Source organism: Bradyrhizobium sp. AZCC 1577, from assembly GCF_036924575.1.
Lineage (GTDB): Bacteria > Pseudomonadota > Alphaproteobacteria > Rhizobiales > Xanthobacteraceae > Bradyrhizobium.
In genome coordinates this window covers 2,629,541-2,648,196 of the sequence record NZ_JAZHRQ010000001.1, presented here as the reverse complement: position 1 = coordinate 2,648,196, position 18,656 = coordinate 2,629,541, and the positions used below count along the sequence as shown (strand labels likewise).

The 18,656-nt window shown below is 60.0% G+C and carries 16 protein-coding genes; 7 read left to right on the top strand and 9 right to left on the bottom strand.

All coding sequences use genetic code 11. The features are described 5' to 3' along the window. Positions 1-81: 81 nt before the first annotated feature. The 7 genes from V1278_RS12380 to ku form a co-directional block, all read right to left on the bottom strand. Positions 82-2,082, bottom strand: a complete 2,001-nt coding sequence (locus V1278_RS12380) for a ParB/RepB/Spo0J family partition protein (protein ID WP_334380905.1) — start codon at positions 2,080-2,082, stop codon at positions 82-84. Positions 2,083-2,717: 635 nt separating this feature from the next. After that, positions 2,718-2,900, bottom strand: coding sequence for a hypothetical protein (locus tag V1278_RS12375; RefSeq protein ID WP_334380904.1), 183 nt, complete (start codon positions 2,898-2,900; stop codon positions 2,718-2,720). A 134-nt stretch (positions 2,901-3,034) separates the two neighbouring features. After that, positions 3,035-3,559 carry a thermonuclease family protein gene (locus V1278_RS12370; RefSeq protein ID WP_334380903.1) on the bottom strand — a complete coding sequence of 175 codons (525 nt, stop codon included), beginning with the start codon at positions 3,557-3,559 and terminating at the stop codon, positions 3,035-3,037. Between the two features lie 331 nt (positions 3,560-3,890). Then, on the bottom strand, positions 3,891-5,555 hold the full coding sequence (locus V1278_RS12365) for a recombinase family protein (RefSeq protein WP_334380902.1): 1,665 nt from the start codon (positions 5,553-5,555) through the stop codon (positions 3,891-3,893). 226 nt (positions 5,556-5,781) lie between these two features. Beyond that, entirely contained in the window at positions 5,782-6,399 is a 618-nt protein-coding gene (locus V1278_RS12360; RefSeq protein WP_334380901.1) for a cell envelope biogenesis protein TolA, read from the bottom strand. Positions 6,400-6,421: 22 nt separating this feature from the next. Beyond that, on the bottom strand, positions 6,422-7,327 hold the full coding sequence (locus V1278_RS12355; protein WP_334380900.1) for a ribonuclease Z: 906 nt from the start codon (positions 7,325-7,327) through the stop codon (positions 6,422-6,424). Between the two features lie 83 nt (positions 7,328-7,410). After that, the gene (gene ku / locus V1278_RS12350) at positions 7,411-8,334 is read right to left on the bottom strand and encodes a non-homologous end joining protein Ku (RefSeq protein WP_334380899.1); all 924 of its coding nucleotides are present in this window, start codon (positions 8,332-8,334) and stop codon (positions 7,411-7,413) included. 174 nt (positions 8,335-8,508) lie between these two features. On the opposite strand from ku, the gene V1278_RS12345 reads away from it, so the two are divergent. From V1278_RS12345 to V1278_RS12315, 7 genes are all read left to right on the top strand, one after another. Further along, on the top strand, positions 8,509-8,910 hold the full coding sequence (locus tag V1278_RS12345) for a hypothetical protein (protein ID WP_334380898.1): 402 nt from the start codon (positions 8,509-8,511) through the stop codon (positions 8,908-8,910). A 22-nt stretch (positions 8,911-8,932) separates the two neighbouring features. After that, positions 8,933-9,382 carry a hypothetical protein gene (locus V1278_RS12340; RefSeq protein WP_334380897.1) on the top strand — a complete coding sequence of 150 codons (450 nt, stop codon included), beginning with the start codon at positions 8,933-8,935 and terminating at the stop codon, positions 9,380-9,382. A 2-nt stretch (positions 9,383-9,384) separates the two neighbouring features. Continuing rightward, positions 9,385-10,113, top strand: coding sequence for an SOS response-associated peptidase (locus tag V1278_RS12335; protein WP_334380896.1), 729 nt, complete (start codon positions 9,385-9,387; stop codon positions 10,111-10,113). 128 nt (positions 10,114-10,241) lie between these two features. Beyond that, positions 10,242-10,511, top strand: a complete 270-nt coding sequence (locus tag V1278_RS12330; protein ID WP_334380895.1) for a hypothetical protein — start codon at positions 10,242-10,244, stop codon at positions 10,509-10,511. 48 nt (positions 10,512-10,559) lie between these two features. Beyond that, positions 10,560-11,663, top strand: coding sequence for a DNA polymerase IV (dinB, locus tag V1278_RS12325; RefSeq protein ID WP_334380893.1), 1,104 nt, complete (start codon positions 10,560-10,562; stop codon positions 11,661-11,663). A gap of 288 nt (positions 11,664-11,951) precedes the next feature. Next, positions 11,952-12,965 carry an NAD(P)/FAD-dependent oxidoreductase gene (locus V1278_RS12320; RefSeq protein ID WP_334380892.1) on the top strand — a complete coding sequence of 338 codons (1,014 nt, stop codon included), beginning with the start codon at positions 11,952-11,954 and terminating at the stop codon, positions 12,963-12,965. A gap of 883 nt (positions 12,966-13,848) precedes the next feature. Further along, positions 13,849-15,126, top strand: coding sequence for a S41 family peptidase (locus V1278_RS12315; RefSeq protein ID WP_334380891.1), 1,278 nt, complete (start codon positions 13,849-13,851; stop codon positions 15,124-15,126). 331 nt (positions 15,127-15,457) lie between these two features. Here V1278_RS12315 and V1278_RS12310 read toward each other — a convergent pair whose 3' ends face one another. Continuing rightward, complete coding sequence (locus V1278_RS12310; RefSeq protein ID WP_334380890.1) at positions 15,458-16,159, bottom strand: phosphatase PAP2 family protein; 702 nt, start codon at positions 16,157-16,159, stop codon at positions 15,458-15,460. Between the two features lie 1,019 nt (positions 16,160-17,178). Beyond that, positions 17,179-17,400, bottom strand: coding sequence for a hypothetical protein (locus V1278_RS12305; protein WP_334380889.1), 222 nt, complete (start codon positions 17,398-17,400; stop codon positions 17,179-17,181). Positions 17,401-18,656: the final 1,256 nt, after the last annotated feature.

The following is an 18,656-nucleotide window of genomic DNA, read 5'->3' as shown; positions in this document are numbered from 1 at the left end:
AATCGGCCGCGCGCTGCAAAAGCGCGCGGCCGAAATTTTTGGCGATCAGCCGGGGCCGCTATCGCGGCCCCGATTGGCTCTTCACTCCGCAGCCTCCGAATAGGCCTCGCCGCCTGCAACATCGGTCGGCGTTTCGACCGGTTCCGCAACAGGCTTGGCCGTTCTCAGCAACACAGGGAGCCAATCGGTCGGGACCAATAACTGTTCAGCCGCTTCCGCCATGTCGAACTTCTTCATGTCGGCCATTCGCTCTGCAGCCTCATCGCTCACGCCTTCCCGCACAGCCTCAAGAATGCGTGCCTTGGTGACGCGGCCGAGATAGCTTCGCACGGTCGGCGTCCAATAGCCGTTCATGTCGAGCGAGACGGCTTCCGCCAGATGATCCGCAGTTGCCATCGCGCGGGGCCTGCGATCCCAAGGCAGTCTGACCGCATTGACGGTCAGCGCAATGCAATGCGCGAACAGCGCCAGCCGGCTATCGTGATCCAGTTCGGCCACGAACGTCCACAGGCCGGTCACGTCGCGCGGCATCTGTCTTGCCCAATTGGCGTGACGATCTGCCCATGCCTTGCCGCTCGGGGTATCCTCGATCCCGTCGGCGTGCGCGGCCAAGTCCGATTTAATCGGCTGAATACCGACGACATGCGCGTCTGCGCCGAGATAGAAGATTTGCGCCGACAGCGCATGGGTCGCTGCGACGATGGCGACCTCCGGCTGCTCACTCAAATTGAGCCGAAGCCCCAAAGTGCGATGCGCGGTAAGATCGCGGACAAGCGCGTCAGACAAGGGACGGTCTTCTTCTTCCTCGTCGTCAGTCCCTTGCTCCCCTTCCCCCTCGGGGTCACCATTGGTGTCATGCGCCCCCGATGTATCCCCAGCTCCTTCGCTCTCGGCTTGGGGATGCTCGTCCCCAGGGCGAATGAACCCGCGTTCTATCCTGATCGTGCCGTCATGATTGAGGATGACGAACGCGCCACCGCGCGCGATGTGGTCGGGATCGTAGGCCTGACGCTTGCCTTCCAGACGATCGATCTCGGCTTCAAGCTCGCCGAACCGCGCATCCACCTCCTCGGTGAGCTCATCGGCCGTCTGGTGCTGTTCGGTGAGACGGTCGAACTCCGCTCTCGCCGCTCCGAGCGCGGCCTGATCGTCCGTCGATAGTTCTACCGGATGCGGGTAGGTACGCCGCATGCCATGGGCGTGGGGGAAATCCAGATGGGCTTCGGCCCATTTCCAACCCTCCGCTTCTCTCAAGGCGTCTGCAGCACGCCCGAGCTTTGCGGTGACCAGAAAATCAAGCAGCGCCACGTCTTCCAGATAGCCGCCGCGATCCTCGGTGAAGAGGTCACGGAGGATGGTTCCGCCCGCTTCCGTGTAAGCATCAATCCCGACAAAACGCGCGCGTCGGTCGGTGGCGGGGACGTGGGTTTCGGTGAGAAGGCGGCGGATGGTGCTGGCGTCACGGTTATAGGACAGCCGCTCATAGACACCCTCTTGGCGAGCGTGGTCTGCAGTAATGGCAAAAGCCATCAACTGCTCAAGCGTCAGGTCTCCATCCCGATAGACCTGCATCAGTTTTGGAGAGACCGCGCCGAGCCGCAGGCGCTGGCGCACCACATGGGGCGTAACGCCGAAACGGGCTGCGATTTCTTCCGCACCAAACCCGCGTTCGTCGGCGAGCTTCTTGAAGGCCTCGAACTGGTCGGCGGGATGCATGTTTTCGCGGGTGACGTTCTCGTCCAGACTGATCTCGTGCGGATCGTTCGCAGTATCGACAATGCAGCGGATTGGCTCGGTCTTCTTGATTTCCTTCCGCTTCACCCGCAGAAGCTGGGCAAGCCGCCTGCCCTCGCCGATGGTCACGAAATAAAATCCCGTCGCGGCCCCCTCTCCGTCAAACTCCGGTTCGACGACAAGATTTTGCAGAATGCCTTTGGCGGCGATGCTGGCCGCATAGGCCTCTATCGCTGCTTCACTATGCGGCGTCTTGCGCGCATTGTTCGGCGACTTCTTGAGCTTGTTGAGCGGAATGAAAATCCCGGTTGCGCTCTCAGGGTTGGTTTCAACGTGCTTGGCCGACATGATCGATCTCCTTTGCTTTCATGGGTGCAGGGTGCACTCCGCGCCTGCGCCCCTGCCCGTCGGCGAGACCGGGGGTAGCAAGTGCCAGGGCGACCCGGGCGGAGGGGGATCGCCCGCCCTAGCAGGGCCGCTCGAAGAGCGGGTCTGCACAAGCGCGTGCCACGAGTTCGGGCGTGGAGGAGATCCGAGAAGCGCGGAAGACCGGGGAGACCGCTCGGGTCGGCGCCGGCGCTTGCCGGCGTTTTACCCTGGCGCGCGCGAGGGGCTGCGCCCCTTAGACTCTCAATGGAGGACTCGCACAGTGCGAGCGAAGTCACCTAGGTCCGACAAAAACAAAAGAGGCAGCCGCAGGAGCGTCAGCATAGCGCCGACGCGGAAACCGCGGCGGGACGCGGGACCGACTGCAGTCGCGAGACCGGTTAAAAAGGCACCCGCAGAGGGGCAGTGATAGCGACGCCGGAATTAAATGACGGCGGGCCCCGAAGGCGAGTGCCTCCGGCGAGCGACTCATGATCGCGCGAGGGATCGAAGCCGGACGGCCGAGACGCGTCAGCGGCTCGGTTCACGAGAGTCCGGTGCGGCGGAAGCCGCATGCGCACAAGCAAAAGATTCCGCTTGTACCTGTGTCAGAAGACCTAAATTTCCTCGCGCGCCTTCGCCTGCGCGTCATAGATCCTGATCTGAAGCATGGGAAAACGCTTCTTCAGCTCTTCTCCACCTGCCCTTGCGCCGTCTCTGGTTGCAAATTCGGCTTTGAGTCGGCCGTCCACTTCAAGCGCGTAACCAGAGGCCGGCAATTCGCGGGTAGCTGCAACCATTTTCTTCCTTTTGTGCAGTGAGGCGTTCGGATTGATGGGTTAGCGTGAGTCGCCCAAACCACGCTAGAGCCTCCTGCGCGACTGTGGGTATAGGCTATCGTTCGCTGTGGATTGACGCCTCGCATTGAAGTTCATCAAGGATGGGCATTCGCGTCGTCCGAACAGTCGGAGGGCTTTCCGTTTGCGCGGATGCAGGCACGATAGAGCCACGGCTCAACGTAGCTGCCTTTCCAGAGTCCGCGGCCGGCGTGCTCGGCGTCGCGCTGAGCGCCATCATATTGGTGTTTCGAGTATTGGGGCCAATCCAGCGCCAGGCCCTTGCGCACAAGCCATTCGCCGAGATCGGTGCCGCCGACCGAACAGGTCGCAACCACCCGGCCATATGGGTCAAGGTTGACGTGCGAGCAATTAACCGGACGCCGGGCAATGAATGCGTCTAGTTCGGCGGCTGCCTTCCCGCCACAACGATACTGCGAACTATCCTCGCCGCGGCATAGCTGGCTGCTCTCCGGCGCATCGATACCCCAGAGCCGAATGCGGCTTCCATGAATTTCAAGCGTGTCGCCATCAATGACGCTGGCTTGACCAGCAATATCGTCGGCCCGCGCGACGCCTGACAGCAGAAGTAGCATCAATACCAATGTTCGGCGCTTGATCATGACGTTGGGTACCGGTGGCAATCGCAAATCGCGTGGACTGGATTTTCGGCCAGTTCCCGAGCGGCCTTACTGATGGCAGATTCTCGGCCGCTTGCGCCAGGTTGTTCGAGGCCGTCAGCATCGAAACCGAACGGCTGCGGGGCCACTTCGGAAAATCAGAAATTTAGATTGACTGGTCAGGCAAATCAGTGTTCTATGGGGCACCTGGGATGTCTCCAGGGGAATGTAATGTCCGACCAATGTTCCGAGCTCGTCGAGATTTCGAAGCTCAATGGTGATTTCAGGAGAAACTACGGCAAGGTATTGGGCGCAATTCTCTATCTGCGCTCGGTCAGCGCCGCGCGTGGACGTTCCTGGTTTTGGGCCGGCTTGATTTCCTTCGCTTGTTCGGTCGCGTTGGCTTGGCTGGCGCGGCATGGCTGGACGAAGTGAATCTCGCTTTGATGTTCCGGATAACTTCGTTCTCAGTGTCGACGCGAACGGCCTGGTGGCGAGCTAAAAGGCCATCTGATAGCGTCAGGTAAGGCGTCGTAGTGTCTGCTGAGGCCAGCAATACATAGTCTTGAACCACCTCGTTGGAGTCGTTCAGTCGCAAGTAAACGCACAGCTCGGATCGCTCCTTCCTCAGGTGGGCTCTCCATAGTGCAACGTGGTTTGGCGTTCTCTTCGCCATTCTCCGGACCACCTGAAATGAGATGATCTTTCTGCTTCCGTTCCGTGCCAGCCCTGTACCATCGCCGGTTGGATTCAAGCGAATCCCGAGATCGGTCCTTAACGCCTTCGCAACCTGTGTTGTGAGGTTTGACAGAACCTCGGTCCAGTGATCGCGCACGTCAAACCACCTACAGTCGCGCGAACCTTCATAGCCGATGAGCTTGTAGGCGTTTCTTATCGAGCCGAAATGCTTGACGTAACATGCAGGAGAGGGAAGTCCCGGCGCGTTTTTGATGATACTGGAGCTAAGCTTTCCTTTGCGACCGAGCGTGAGACGGAGCCTGCGCAGCATCTGGTCTTCCGGGATTGAGATATACCGCTCGGCCATGATTTTTTGGGCGCGCGCGAAGAGGTCTTGATCAACCACTGGAGCGACCACCGATGAGGTCCGAATCCACAGGTGATCAGGGTTGTTCACCTGCTTCTGTCCAAGGCGCCGGGACGTGCGGTTGTAAACGATGTTTCCGATATAGTTCTCGTTCTTGAGAATGTAGTGGACCATGAGGTAGGACCAAGGACGCCCATGGTGATTGGGGATATTCGCTCTATTAAGCTGCCGTGCGATTTCAACGTCAGTCTTTCGCTCCACGACGAACTGCTGGAATATCCATCTGACGACCGCGATCTCTTCGTCAGAACCGAGCCGAAGCCGCACGCGGTCCGTTTTCAGGGCCTTGTACTCGCCCTTCGCCAGCCGACCTTTCGAGCGTTGCTCCTCATCGACCATCTCCCTGCCAAGTCCGAACGTAAGCGAGCCCCCCACGCGATAGCCGAGGCTTGCTATTCGGCAGTGGCCGGCGTGCACCTTGACGCCAAGCTCCCGACTGAACTCAGCCGCCATGACGCGCTTGATGTTCTTTAAAATGCTCGACAGAAGACTTCCGTCGTTTTCGAATTGTTCAGCGCAATAGGCGACCTTGACGCCGCTTTGCTTGCAGACAAACTCATAATGCGCGCTCTCATCGACATCCTGGAAGCGCCCCCATCGGCTGACGTCGTAAACCAGAACGTGCTCAAAGTCCGCGTTTCCTGATTGAACATCCTTGATAAGTTCGGCGAGGGCCGGCCGCCGGTTGATCCGCACTCCGCTGCGCCCTTCGTCGACATAAGTCCGAACGATAGTAAGGTTTCGTTGCTGCGCGTATGCCGCGATGGCGGCCGCCTGGTTCTGGGTGGAATAGCGCTGAAGATCGGTGGACATTCGAACATATTGCGCCGCGCGAAGCGCCTTCTGGGCTTTTGCCAGTTGGGTATTGCGGTGAATGACGAGCGCATTGACCATGGATCAACGCTCCGGGCGGAAAACGCAATGAGGAACGACCGGTTCCTTTAGGGGCCAGGGACAGCTTTGCTCCGCCCGAAAGCGCTGGATGCGCTGATCGCTCTGTTGGAGAGCAATAGGCTGCAGCGCTCACGCGTGCTTTACCAGAGTATCAATCGTCTCGAGCAAGTGACGGGCCGCGGTGTCATGGTTATCCACTCACCGGTTGCTTCCAGGTAGTGGCTGCTTACCCTCGCGCCCGTCGCAACGCAGCTTCCAGTCGCGTCCTCTCCTTCTCCCAACGCGCCTCTTCGGCCTGCGATTCGTCCTCGAGAGCCCCTAGCTCGGCTCGAATGCCCGCCGATTTCTCTTCGTGCTTCCGACGGGCTGCGTCCAAGGCGCCTTGTGCCTTGTCTATCGCGTGCTGCCGTCGCTCGCGCTCCTTCTCCCGGGCGGCTTCTTCCTTCGCGCGTTCGCGCTCGCGGCGACTGTGCTCCTTCTCGAAAGCGAGTGCGGCCTTCCGGTCGGCCGCCTGGTCGTTGCCTCGCCTCGAGGGCTTCTGTGCCCTGCGGCCCTGCATTTTGCGGCCCGACGTCTTTGAGCCGCGGTCGCCGGCGAGATCGGCAGGCAGTTCGGCGTGCTCCGTGAAGGGCACGCTGGACCCGACGGGGCGTTTCAGAACGACGCCCGGCGCCGCCACGGTCGCTGCGATAACGTCGGGATCCTCACTTTGCTTCGCCACGCCCTGGTGAAAAAGATTGCTTTCCGCGCCCCAGGCTTCCAAAGCGGCCTTCATCGAAGGCGCCGCTATCGCCAGGTCGAAAAAGCCTAATGATGTCTCGTAGGTCTTCAGCTTCTTCGCCATGCATGTACTCCGCAGCGGCCGGTTAGATCACGATATGATCGAAATCCATGGCAATCCGGCTATTGGGAAACGTCTGCTTTGCCTCCGCCAATAGGTCCTCATCAGTATAACGGCCGGAAATGTGAGTCAGGACGAGCTGCTTCACGTCGCACATAGCCGCAAGCGCGGCCGCTTCGCCCGCGGTGAGATGTCCGTAGTCGCGCGCAATTGCCGCGTCGCGGTCCAGAAACGTGGCCTCGATCACCAGCACATCCGCGCCGCGAACCAGTTCGGCCAATCCCTCAGTGGTTTCGGCATCGCCCACGATGACGAGCTTTCTGCGCCGCTCTGGCGGCCCAAGGACGCCTTCGGGATCAATTGTCCTACCGTCCGCGAGTGACGCCGGTCTTCCTTCCGCCAGCTCCTTGCGCACCGGACCGTCCGGCACACCGAGGGCGGCGAGGCGGTCCGGTCGAAGGTGACGGCGAGCCCGACTTTCAAATGAGAAGCCGAAGCTGTCGGTATCACGGTGGCGGACCGGAAAGCAGGCAATTGTGAACTCGCCTCCATCAATGACCTGATCTGCCGTCAGCGGAACAAGCTCCAGCGGAATGGGTGCCCTTCCCTCGCCCCAGAGGCCGGCGAGCATCCCGACGACGACTTCGAGCGTGGCCGGGCTTGCGTGTATCGTCATGACGTCAGCGCTTTGTCGCAGCCGCAGGGTCGAAAAGAGGCCGGGAATGCCAAGCACGTGGTCGAAATGACCGTGGGTCAGCAAGAGCCGATCGAGCCTTCGAAAGCCCGCGCGGCTGCGCAGCAGCTGGCGCTGCGTCCCCTCTCCGCAATCCACCAGAATGCGGTGACTTCCGGCTTCGACGAGGAGACCAGGATGATTCCGATCAGCCGACGGAACGCTTGCCGACGTCCCCAGGAATGTGAGCGCGAACATTGGAGGCCGGCTTCCCCCTCTTACCGGTGTTGGTAGTCGAGAACGCTCACGCCCTTGTTTTCGCCGATCACACGGTATCACAATCAGGCGGACTTGCGCTGCGGCCTCGCTGCCGGCTTCTTCGCCGCCGTCTCCTTCTTTTTGCCGGCGATTGGCATCAACATTTCCTTCTGTCCGGCTGCCGCCTTGCGCGGCTTTTTCACCGGCTTCTTCGTGGCCTTCGTTTCGGCCGTAGCCCCGCCGACGCTTCGTCGCAACGCCTCCATCAGATCGACCACGTTTTCGCCGCGCGGCCGCTCCTTTGGCGTGATCGGCTTGCCGGCACGCTTCTGGTTGATGAGATCGATCAGGGCGGTTTCGTACTGATCCTCAAATTTCTCCGGCTCAAACCGCCCCGACTTTTGGTTCACGATATGCCTGGCCAGATCCAACATGTCCTTCGTAACTTTGACGTCCTGGATCTCGTCGAAATACTCATGTTCGGAGCGCACTTCATAGGGATACCGCAGGAGCGTCCCGACCAACCCTTTGTCCAGCGGCTCAAGCGCGATGATGTGCTCGCGATTGGTCAACACCACGCGGCCGATGGCGACCTTGTTCATTTCGCGGATGGTCTCGCGGATGACCGCGAAGGCATCGTGGCCGACCTTCCCGTCCGGACGCAGGTAATAGGGACGGATCAAGTAACGTGGATCGATCTCGGACTTCTCGACGAACTCGTCAATCTCGATGGTGCGCGTGGACTCCAGCGCGATCTCTTCGAGCTCTTCCTTGGTCACCTCGATGAACTGGTCTTTCTCAAGCTGGTAGCCCTTGACGATGTCCTCGTTCGGCACCTCGTCACCGGTGTCCGCGTCGACCTTGAGGTATTTGATGCGGTGGCCGGTCTGCCGATTGAGTTGGTTGAACGAGATTTTCTCGGACTCGGAGGTGGCAGGATACAGCGCGACCGGGCACGTAACCAGGGACAGACGCAGAAAGCCTTTCCAGTTGGCGCGGGGGGCCATGTACGCAGAACTCCGTTTTCGAGCGGCTCGGATTCAAGACGATCGAAAGTGGCTGGTTCCGACACTCCGCCCTGTTTTGCGACTCTCAATTTTACGGCCCATCGCAACCAGAAAATCCTCCCATCCGTCGATGGTGGGACTCGACATTTGTTCTTGATATGTTCTAATCATGCCATGAGCGATCGACCCGCGAGTTGGCGGATGCCTACCCCGAAACAAATGGAAAAGCTGGCCGCTTCGATCGGCAAAAAGACGGTAGTGACGCCCCCTCTCGGTCCGCAGGACGAGATGCCGGACGAATACTGGCAGGCCGTGCTGAATGATGCCTGTGTTGGCGACAGACTGTTGCGACAACCGAACGCAGAACGCCTCTCCGAAATCCCGCAGCATCTCCTGCGGGTGTCCTGTCGCAGGTGCCAGCGCATTGTCGAGATACAGAAGGCCGACGCCATCCGCCTGTATGGGCAGCAAGCCAGCTGGAGGGAGGTCGGGCAACGACTGCTAGACAACACCTGCCAGAACCGGACTGGCCGCCATGAGGAAGACGGCTGCTGGCCGGCCTTCGAACCAATCTGATCATAGCTCGGCGTCGTTCCGGATGGCCACCAAACATCACCCGACGCCTCTGTCTGGCGGAGACCGTAAGGCCTTGAAGAGAGAGCTCGGCGAGGCGCGGGCGATGACCGGCATTTTGGCCGCGCAGTCGGACGAGCTGCGCGCCAAGGGGGACGCACTGATCCGCCAGGCCGATCGGCTCCTGGCTGAAAGCTGGAACGAGCGGATGTGGGCGGACGGAGAACCGATCGATCCGTCTCCGACCGTCGACCAGGCGATAAACGGCGGCTATCCTTGGCTTCAGATCGAGTGCTCGCGCTGCAAGGCGCCGAGCCAGATCGATCTCGCTGCCCTGCCCCATCCACGGACAACCTTCGTTCATGATCTTGCCGGCAGGCTGCGCTGTCAGAAATGCGCTAAGGCGGGCCGGCGCCCCGCGGCGACGCTGCTGCAACTAACTCAGCGACCGCGCAACGTGCCTCCGGAGGACTGACCGTGTGCAATCTCTATTCGATGACCAAGAACGTTGACGCGATCCGTCGCCTGTTCAGCGCACTCAACAGTCGCGTTGGCAACCTGCCTTCAATGCCCGGCATCTTTCCGGACTACCCAGCGCCGATCGTTCGCAACGCGCCCGACGATCGTGAGATCGTCATGGCTCGATGGGGCATGCCGTCCTCCCAGCAGGCGCTCCTGGATGCAACCAAGAAGCGAGCCGAGAGGCTCGAGGCCAAGGGTAAGCCAGTCGATTTCAAGGAATTGCTTCGGATGGAGCCGGACGGTGGCACCACCAACATCCGAAATGTGGGCAGCGCGCATTGGAAGCAGTGGCTCGGGACCGAGCACCGTTGCCTGGTCCCCTTCACGTCGTTCAGCGAGTACGACACGATCGATGGCAAGAAGGTGCCGGTATGGTTCGCTCCGGACGAAAGCCGCCCACTGTTGGCATTCGCCGGCCTCTGGACGAACTGGACCAGCGTTCGGAAGACCAAGGAAGGAGAAGTCACGATCGACGTCTATGCCTTCCTGACCTGCAAGCCGAATGCCGAGGTGGAACGCGTCCATCCGAAGGCGATGCCGGTGATCCTGACCACGACCGAAGAGTACGACGTCTGGCTGCGCGCCCCCTGGGACGAGGCCAAGGCGCTCCAGCGGCCGTTGCCGGACGGGGCGCTGAAGATCGTTGCGACGGGCGAAAAGGAAGATCCCGCGCTGGCCGCCTGACATTTTGCATAGGCGAACGGAACACGTGGAAAAGCAATTAGCCATGCAATTCGGAATCCCTGACCTGTGTTAGCAGCCCGGAACGGACGGCGGGGTGCGAGGATTCGGCCCCGCAGGAGCGATTTCGAATGCTGATGACGAAGAAGGAGGGGCAACCAGCGATCCGGACGCTCCGCGGCTGGGCGATTTCGATGCTCAGCGAGGCCGGCGCCATTCGCGAATGCGAGGAGCACGGGTGGATGCAGGACCGCGGCGATCCACATGCCCGCGACCGCGCATTCCAGATCGCTCAGACGGATCCGCCGGCCGGCGTGTCATCGCAAGTGGCTGCCGTCGCGATCGCCGAGGTGCTGGACTCGATTGGCGACACGTGCCCTGAATGCCCCTCGGCGGATTGAGGCTGACTTGGCCGCGACTTGGCTTGCGGTCCCCTGTACAATCCGCCCATGGTCCCTCCCGATCCGGAACACAGCGTTTCGACCGCGCCTCACCGCAAGATCATCCATATCGACATGGATGCCTTCTACGCGTCGGTGGAGCAACGCGATAATCCGGACCTGCGCGGCAAGCCGGTGGCAGTGGGAGGTTCGGCCGAGCGCGGCGTCGTCGCCGCCGCGAGCTATGAAGCCCGCCAGTACGGCGTTCGCTCGGCCATGCCGTCGGTCACCGCAAAACGCCAGTGTCCGGATCTGATCTTCGTCAAGCCACGCTTCGAAGTTTACAAGGCGGTCAGCCGACAGATTCGCGAGATCTTCGCCGAGCACACGCCGATTATTGAGCCGCTATCGCTCGACGAGGCCTACCTCGACGTCACGGAAAACCTGCAAGGCATCCTGCTGGCCAGAGACATCGCGCTGCGGATCCGGGAGAAGATCAAGGCTGAGACCGGCCTGAATGCGTCGGCCGGCATCTCCTACAACAAGTTCCTGGCGAAGCTCGCTTCCGATCATCGCAAACCCAACGGGCAGTATGTCATCTCGCCGGAGATGGGACCGGCCTTTGTCGAGCAGCTTCCGGTCGGGAAGTTTCACGGCATCGGACCGGCAACCGCCGCCAAATTCAACGCCTTCGGGATTTGGACTGGCCTCGACATTCGCAACCAGTCCCTGGCCTTCCTGCAGGAGAATTTCGGCAAGTCCGGTAGCTATTACTACTGGATTTCGCGCGGCGTCGATGACCGTCCTGTACGGGCCAATCGTATCCGCAAATCGGTCGGCGCCGAGAACACATTCTTCACCGATCTCACGGAATTCGACGCAATGCTCGCCGAGCTTCAGCCGCTGATAGAAAAGGTCTGGCGACATTGCGAGGCGACGGGCACCCGGGGGCGAACAGTGACACTTAAAGTGAAGTTCGCCGACTTCGAGATCATCACGCGCAGCCGATCCGTCTCTGCTGTCGTCGCGAACCGCGACGATCTCGCGCGCCTGGCGATCGGCCTGCTGGAAGACGCCATGCCCCTTCCAAAAGCGGTGCGCCTCCTGGGAGTGTCGCTGTCTTCCCTGCAAGGCGAGAACGACACGGAGCCGCAACTGGATTTCGGAATTTGAATCGGAATAAGGGCAGCGCGGTAAGCATCCAGCCAGTCTACGTGATGGCATCGGTCAGCCGGCGTGATTAGTCTCAAGATACAGCCACTCCTTTCGTTGAATCTTGGTTCCAAACCGTTGGACCTGCACGCCAGAGGCTCGGGTTGTGTCGGCCCTTTCATCAGCGCCCACGTGCGCAAGCCGTCTGTATCTAAAGGTACGTCATAAGCTCAAGGAGACAAAGGGACGGCCGACGCGTTAGCATCCCGGACCTCCTCGGCGTTTTGATAGCTTGCAAGCGGAGAGACCATGCGGGTTGTGATTTGCGGCGGCGGCGTAGTGGGCGCCTGCACAGCCTACTTCCTTAGCCGACGCGGCGCCCAGGTGATCGTGGTTGAGAGCACTGAGGTTGCCGCCGCAGCATCTGGAAAGGCCGGCGGATTTCTGGCACTCGACTGGTGCGCTGGCACGCCGCTAGACGCACTGGCCCGACGCAGTTTCCAGCTGCACGCTGCATTGCCGAAGGAGATCGCCGACGATTGGGGCTATCGTCCTATGACCGCTTACAGCGGCTTCGTAGCTTCCGAGCGCGACCCGCGCCGCCAGAAACCTTCGGAGCTCGATTGGCTCTCCAACGGCGTTGTCATTGCGTCGCGGTTAAGCACCCCTGAGACGACGGCAATTGTTCATCCCCGCATGTTCACCTCCGCTATGATGCGCGCCGCCCAGGCGCGCGGCGCCGAACTGCGCCGCGGGCGCGCTACTGGCGTGGTGAGGCATACCCACGCCACGACTGTGCGGGGCGTCGAAGTTGATGGTGACATTATTGAGGCAGACGCCGTCGTTGTCGCCATGGGACCGTGGTCATTGCTGGCGGCGGAATGGATGAGCTTGCCGGCCGTTTTCGGGCAGCGTAGTCCGAGTCTTGTCTACGACACTGGCGCAGACTTTCCCCCACACGCACTATTTCTCGACTATCACGACGAGACCGGAGACATGGTAAGCGTCGAGGTGTTTCCGCGCGCAGACGGCAGCACCCATATTACGGCTCTATCCGACGTGGTCCCGCTGCCGATCGACCCCGCCGCGGTAAAGCCGGATTCAGAGGCCATCGGTCGCCTGCAGGCCATCGCCGAACGATTGTCGCCGGTCTTCCGCCCAGAAAGGATCCTTGCGCGGCAGGCCTGTTTCCGACCGGTCACACATGACGGCTTGCCGCTGATAGGCAAAGTCCCACGCAGCGAGGGGCTCTATGTCGCTACCGGGCACAATGTCTGGGGTATACTTAACTCACCAGCGACCGGGAAGCGATTGCCGAATTGATCGCTGACGGTGCAGCAAAAACCATCGATCTAGCACCGTTCGACCCGATGAGACTGCCTGCGCTCGACCTTTCGCTGCTGCGCATGAGTTGAATTTCGGTCGGCACGTTGATCTGAATCCTGCATCATGTACTGGTCGTGGACCGGATCGAGATCGGCGTTGCTAATAGCAGGGAAAGTAGCAAACGCATTGCTTGTTGGTGGAACTGACAGAACTAGGAGATGCCGTGGCGGACTTCACGTTTCGGGCGCGAACTGCCGTCGTTGGGGGAGCTCTCGCGTTTCAGATGCGCCGCGCAGCTGCAGCGCGTTCGAACGAATGCGGCCTTCAGATCCTGACAATACCACAGCTCGCCGCGAGGCTGCCAGGTGGCTTCACGACATCAATCTCGTCAGAACATCTCGATCTTGCGGTTCAGCGCGCCCTCGCCGAGGGCGGCTTCCTTGAGCTGGAAACGGTCCGATACCTGCGGGGAATGACCCGAGCGGTTTCCCGAACCTTGCGCAAGGTCTGGGATGCGGACATCGATTTGCAATCGAAAGGGCGCACAATAAAATGTCCGTCTCGGCGACTTGGCACTGATCGAGGAGCGTATCCGACGATATCTGCCGTGCACGACATTGCTACCACGCGACCTGTGGGACGCGGCTCTCGGACGAATTCGTCACGCGACGCGCGTGGTCGGTCCGGTGACAAACGCTTGCACCTCTTCCAATCTTTCTGGCGATCCTTTTATGCTATTTGACTATCCGAACGATCGGATGGAGCCTCGAAACGGCAGGCTATATATCCTGACTAGGCAAACACCATGAAAGTTGGAAGAGAGCTTGTTCATCATCACGTTCCAACCTGATGTGAAGCGACGAGCTCCAAAGGCTGCACGATGAAGGAGGCAATCAACTCAGCACCGTCGCGCCGCCACTTTTTGCGGCTAACATCAATGGCTGCGGCATCAGCCCTGGCTCCAGTGTGGGCCGAACAGCTAGAACCAGCGGATTCGGCCACATCCCAGCCCGTGTCCGGACGCATCGCCACGTTCGAGGAGGTATGGCGGACCGTCCGAGACCGATTCTACGATCCGCACCTACGCGGGCTCGATTGGTCGGCTGTTCGGGAACGTTACTTGCCAGACGCCATCCGGGCGAGTTCCGAAGAGGCGCTGGCCAGCGTCACTAATAGCATGCTCTCCGAGCTGCATGCTTCGCACACCCGCTACTACACACGGTACGAACCAGAGTACTACCAGCTTTCCGATATTTTTGCCGGTGCGCTAAGGCGACGCGGACTGGAACGCGCTTTTCCGGGTGGCCGTATCTCCTATCCCGGCATTGGCATCCTCTCGCGTCTCGACATGCAGGGCCATAGCGTGATTACCGGTGTTATAGAGCGCACGCCGGCCCAACAAGCCGGCCTGCTCGCTGGCGATGTGATCGTCTTCGCAGACGGTGCACCGTTTCAGCCGGTACAGTCGTTCCGCGAAAAAATTGGCAAGGAAGTAGTGCTGAGCCTGCGTCGTGCCGGCGCGCTTATGCAAATATCGGCTACCCCAGTCGATATCGAACCCAACAAAATGTTCTTGGACGGCTTGAGGGCCAGCGCCCGCATAATACGAGCCAACGGCCGAAGCATCGGCTATGTTCATGTCTGGTGCTACGCTGGCTCCGTATATCAGCGGACACTCGAGCATCTTCTATCGCAAGGTCCGCTGAACGAAGCCGACGCGCTGATCTGGGACCTACGCGATGGCTGGGGCGGCGCGATTCCCGAGTATCTCGATTTGTTCAACACCCGAGCGCCGATGATGCGAGTCACTGATCGCAATGGCGCCAGCGAACTCCGGAACGTGAAGTGGCGCAAGCCAGTCGCCATGCTTATCAACGGTGGCACCCGCAGCGGCAAGGAGATCCTTGCCTACGGCTTCAAAAAATACCGGCTTGGCGAGGTCATCGGTACCCGTACCGAGGGAGCTGTCCTCGCTGCGACAGCATTCTTCATTGGCGGCGGCTTGCTGTTGCTCGCGGTCCAGGACGTGCATGTCGACGGGGAGCGGCTGGAAGGCGTTGGCGTCGCACCCACGATCGAAGTCCAAGCTGACCCGGACTCCATGGATCGTAGTGATCCTCAACTCAATCGTGCAATCGCGGTCCTATCCAGGGTCTGATCCTCGGGAGGCAGCCAGCTGGCTCTTACACTGTTCCGGAGGACCGGACGCCACCAGTGAAATGCTGCTTGCCTGAGCATTCGCGCCCACGGCCGCTAGATTAGAGCTAGTCCACTCGTGCGCCCAATCGCCTTGGTACCGCGCCAAATCCTCTCTGATCCCTTTGAAGAACAGCTGCCCACCAAGACGGCCTGGGCGACGTCATTCTGTCGATTGCCTTCGGAGGCGCTGGTTTCAACACTATCCGCCAATAGCGGAAGTCCGACGTATTCATTCGATCACTTCGTCGGCGCAGGCGAGCAAAGTCGCCGCCTGGGCGGCGCAACGCGAACTAGTCGCTCGGCTGCTCGATCCTTCCGGTGCGCTGAAAATACGACATGAGCATCTGGCAAATTAGGGCCCACGAAGTGCCGAAGCACCAGCCCGCCAACACATCGCTCGGATAATGAACTCCGAGATATATGCGGCTGACTCCGACCAGCAGGGTAAGGATCGCGGCGGTCATTATAAGATGGATGCGAACAGAGCGGGAAGCTTGCGTTTGAGCAAGCATCAAGCCGAGCGTCAGGTAGCAGACAGCCGAAATCGCTGCGTGCCCGCTCGGAAAGCTCAGCGTAGAGACCTCAGTGAGTTGAGCGACCAGATCGGGGCGCGCTCGCGCAAAGGCAAGCTTGAGAAGGGTATTGAGAATGGCGCCGCTCAGGACCGTCGTCAGGGCGAACAAACCGGCGCGACGTTTGCCTATGGCAAAAAGGAACGTGGTCACAACCGTGACCAGCAGTGCAAGTACCGCGGTGCTGCCCAGTGCGGTGATGTCTCGCACAACGTCAAGCAACCATGGCGGCCCGATTGGCCGCGAGAAGTCGGACGCATGACGAAAGGCGACCATCAACCAACGGTCAAACGCGATAGGCTCTCCTTCGGTCACTTCCAGTGCGATGAAGGCAAAACCGAACAGAAGAACGGCGACGAACAAGGTCGGAGCCCAAGACTTCAGATGCCTGGCAGCATTCTGCGATTCAGTTGTTCTCATCTTCGTCGCCTCCGGGGAGTTCAACTTCCATCAATCTCCAAAGATACGAAGTGAGGTTTGGCGGCTAAGCGAGCATTGGCAAGCGGATTATGCGCTTTGCCAAAGTCCACGCCGGGGCAGTAATAGCGGCGCCGGCATGCAATGACGGCCGCCCCTAACGCGAGAGCCTCCGGCGAGCGACACCGTATCGCGCAAGGGATCGAAGCCGGACGGCCGATACGCGTCAGCGGCCCGGTTCCCGAGAGCCCGGTCCGCGGCTAGCGGATGCGCACAAGCAGAATCCGCTTAGACTAAATTTCCTCGCACACATTCGTCTGCGCGTCATAGATCCTGATCTGAAGCATGGGAAAACGCTTCTTTAGTTCTTCTCCACCTGCCCTGGCCCCGTCTTTGCTAGCAAATTCGGCTTTGAGTCGGCAGTCCACTTCAAGCGCGAACCAGAGGCCGGCAGTTCACGGGTGCCTGCAACCATTTCATTCCTTTTGTGCAGTGAGGTGGTTGAATGATGGGTTAGCGTGAATCGCCCAAACCACGCCAGAGCCACCCGCGCGACCGTGGGAATAGGCCACCGCTCGTTGTGAATTGACACCCCGCATTGGAGTTTATCAAGGATGAGCATTTGCGTCGTCCGAACAGTCGGAGGGCTTTCCGTTTGCGTGGATCTAGGCGCGGTAGAGCCATAGATTCCCCGGCCGTCGCGTTCGGCGCCGCGCTGAGCGCCATCATATCTGCGCTTCGTGTGTCCGAGGCAGGTAATCCCGCCCAAACGCCGTTGTTTTCAATCACTCGCCGGTCCCGCCGCGAAGAGCGTCCGATCTCTCGTTTGACATCAGAAGTTCCTACACGGTGGAGGCAAGCAGTATTCTCCGACGAAGGACTCCTGACTGAGGTGGCCTCAATTTTCTGATGGCGACTGTTCACGCGCGAGCGTTGAAATAGCTTATCGGGATGGCAATCCCGATCGCCTCCACAAGTCCGACAAAACACATAACTCCTGCCAACAGCACGGATGCCCCCGCCTATTCGACGCCGAGCTCTATAATGGCGAGTGATGATAATTGTTTCGGATCGCGAAGGCCGCGCTCACCAAGTTCAATAACTTTTCTGGCGATCAATTCTGCGATGGGATCACCGCGATCAACCAAGCTGAACTTGCGCAAGGTGCGCTCATAAGCGTCAGTCAAAACCGCTATTTCCTCCGGGCCCAACGGAGAATTTTGCAGCAGGCGATAGATGGGCATCGATGCACAACCCCAGCGCAAGTTCCTTCTATCACAGAACCATGACAGCCGCGGGAAAACCGGAACCAGGCCGACGGAGGCGACTGGCGCACTCCGTCGGAAGCAGGTCAGCGCCCTTGACTTGGTGCTGTCCGAATACGGACACTGCTTTTCAGGAACCAGGACACTAACGAATTGACCCCGGCCAATGGTGCCCGGGCGGTAGCTTTTTAGCTTCCTCTCGAAGTTGCTTAGCGTCCTCGGCGAGACGTTCTTCCAGAGGGCGAATGTGTTTGATCCGACTGCGCTGTTTCATGGGCCTGTCACCTCCATGAGACTCAAGCGAGATTCAAACGCAACCCATTCTTACGCGTTCCCAGAAATGGGGCGCCAGGAAATTCGGATTACTGATGCGCTATATTTAGCAGGTTCATTCGCCTCAAGGCGTCTGGGAACGATTGTCCGTTCCAGGCGTCGATCTTCCGCGTTGCTGTGGAGAACTCGGATGATCGGGGAAGGTATTGATGGTCCAAACAAGCGCGACCAGGCCAAGGAGGCCGTTCAGGCAGCTACTCAGGCAGTCAAGGAAACCACTCAGTCCGTCGCTGACGCCATCGAAGCAGGCCGGCACCCAAGTGCGCCTCTCGACCGCTTAGCGCGTTGGGCTCAAGAAGCGCCCCTACACGCAGTCGCTGTAGCGTTCTTAGTCGGTGTTCTGCTCGGGCGCCCGCGCAGGTAACTAGCCAATGCATTCAAACGGTCTGCCCGGAGGTCGGTTTTCCCGCAGGGGGCGATCCTCGCTTACACGGTTGCACCGCCTGCCGGTAATTGCTCTCAAACGCTGGCGCACTTTCCTTCTGTCTAATTGCGCGAGTTGGTTGACCGCTTCGGCCTATTCCTCGCTCTTCACGATCGAGCCGGTGAGTTGCCTAATTCGTACACGGCAGCTCGCGAGCGAAGGCTCACCTACTAATAGATTGCATCGCCAAGACCAGCGTCGCTGAAAGCAGCGACGAAAGGGCGAGCAACGTCCAATCCGGTCTCGCGCTTCCTGCTGTTAACTGTCCGAGCAGTAACTCTATCCGCTTCATCATTCGTCCTTGGGAAGCCGGTCAAGATAGGCGAGTCCGGAACACGTGAGTTCTTCAGTCTCGCTTTGGGCCTCCAATCTCCCTTGCAAATGGCGCTCCAGTAGGCATCGTCGACCGTCCGCAACGTCAACGTCGCGATGCGTCGCCAGATAAACGGTCCAAGCCGTGTCGACCGCCTTTCGAAGA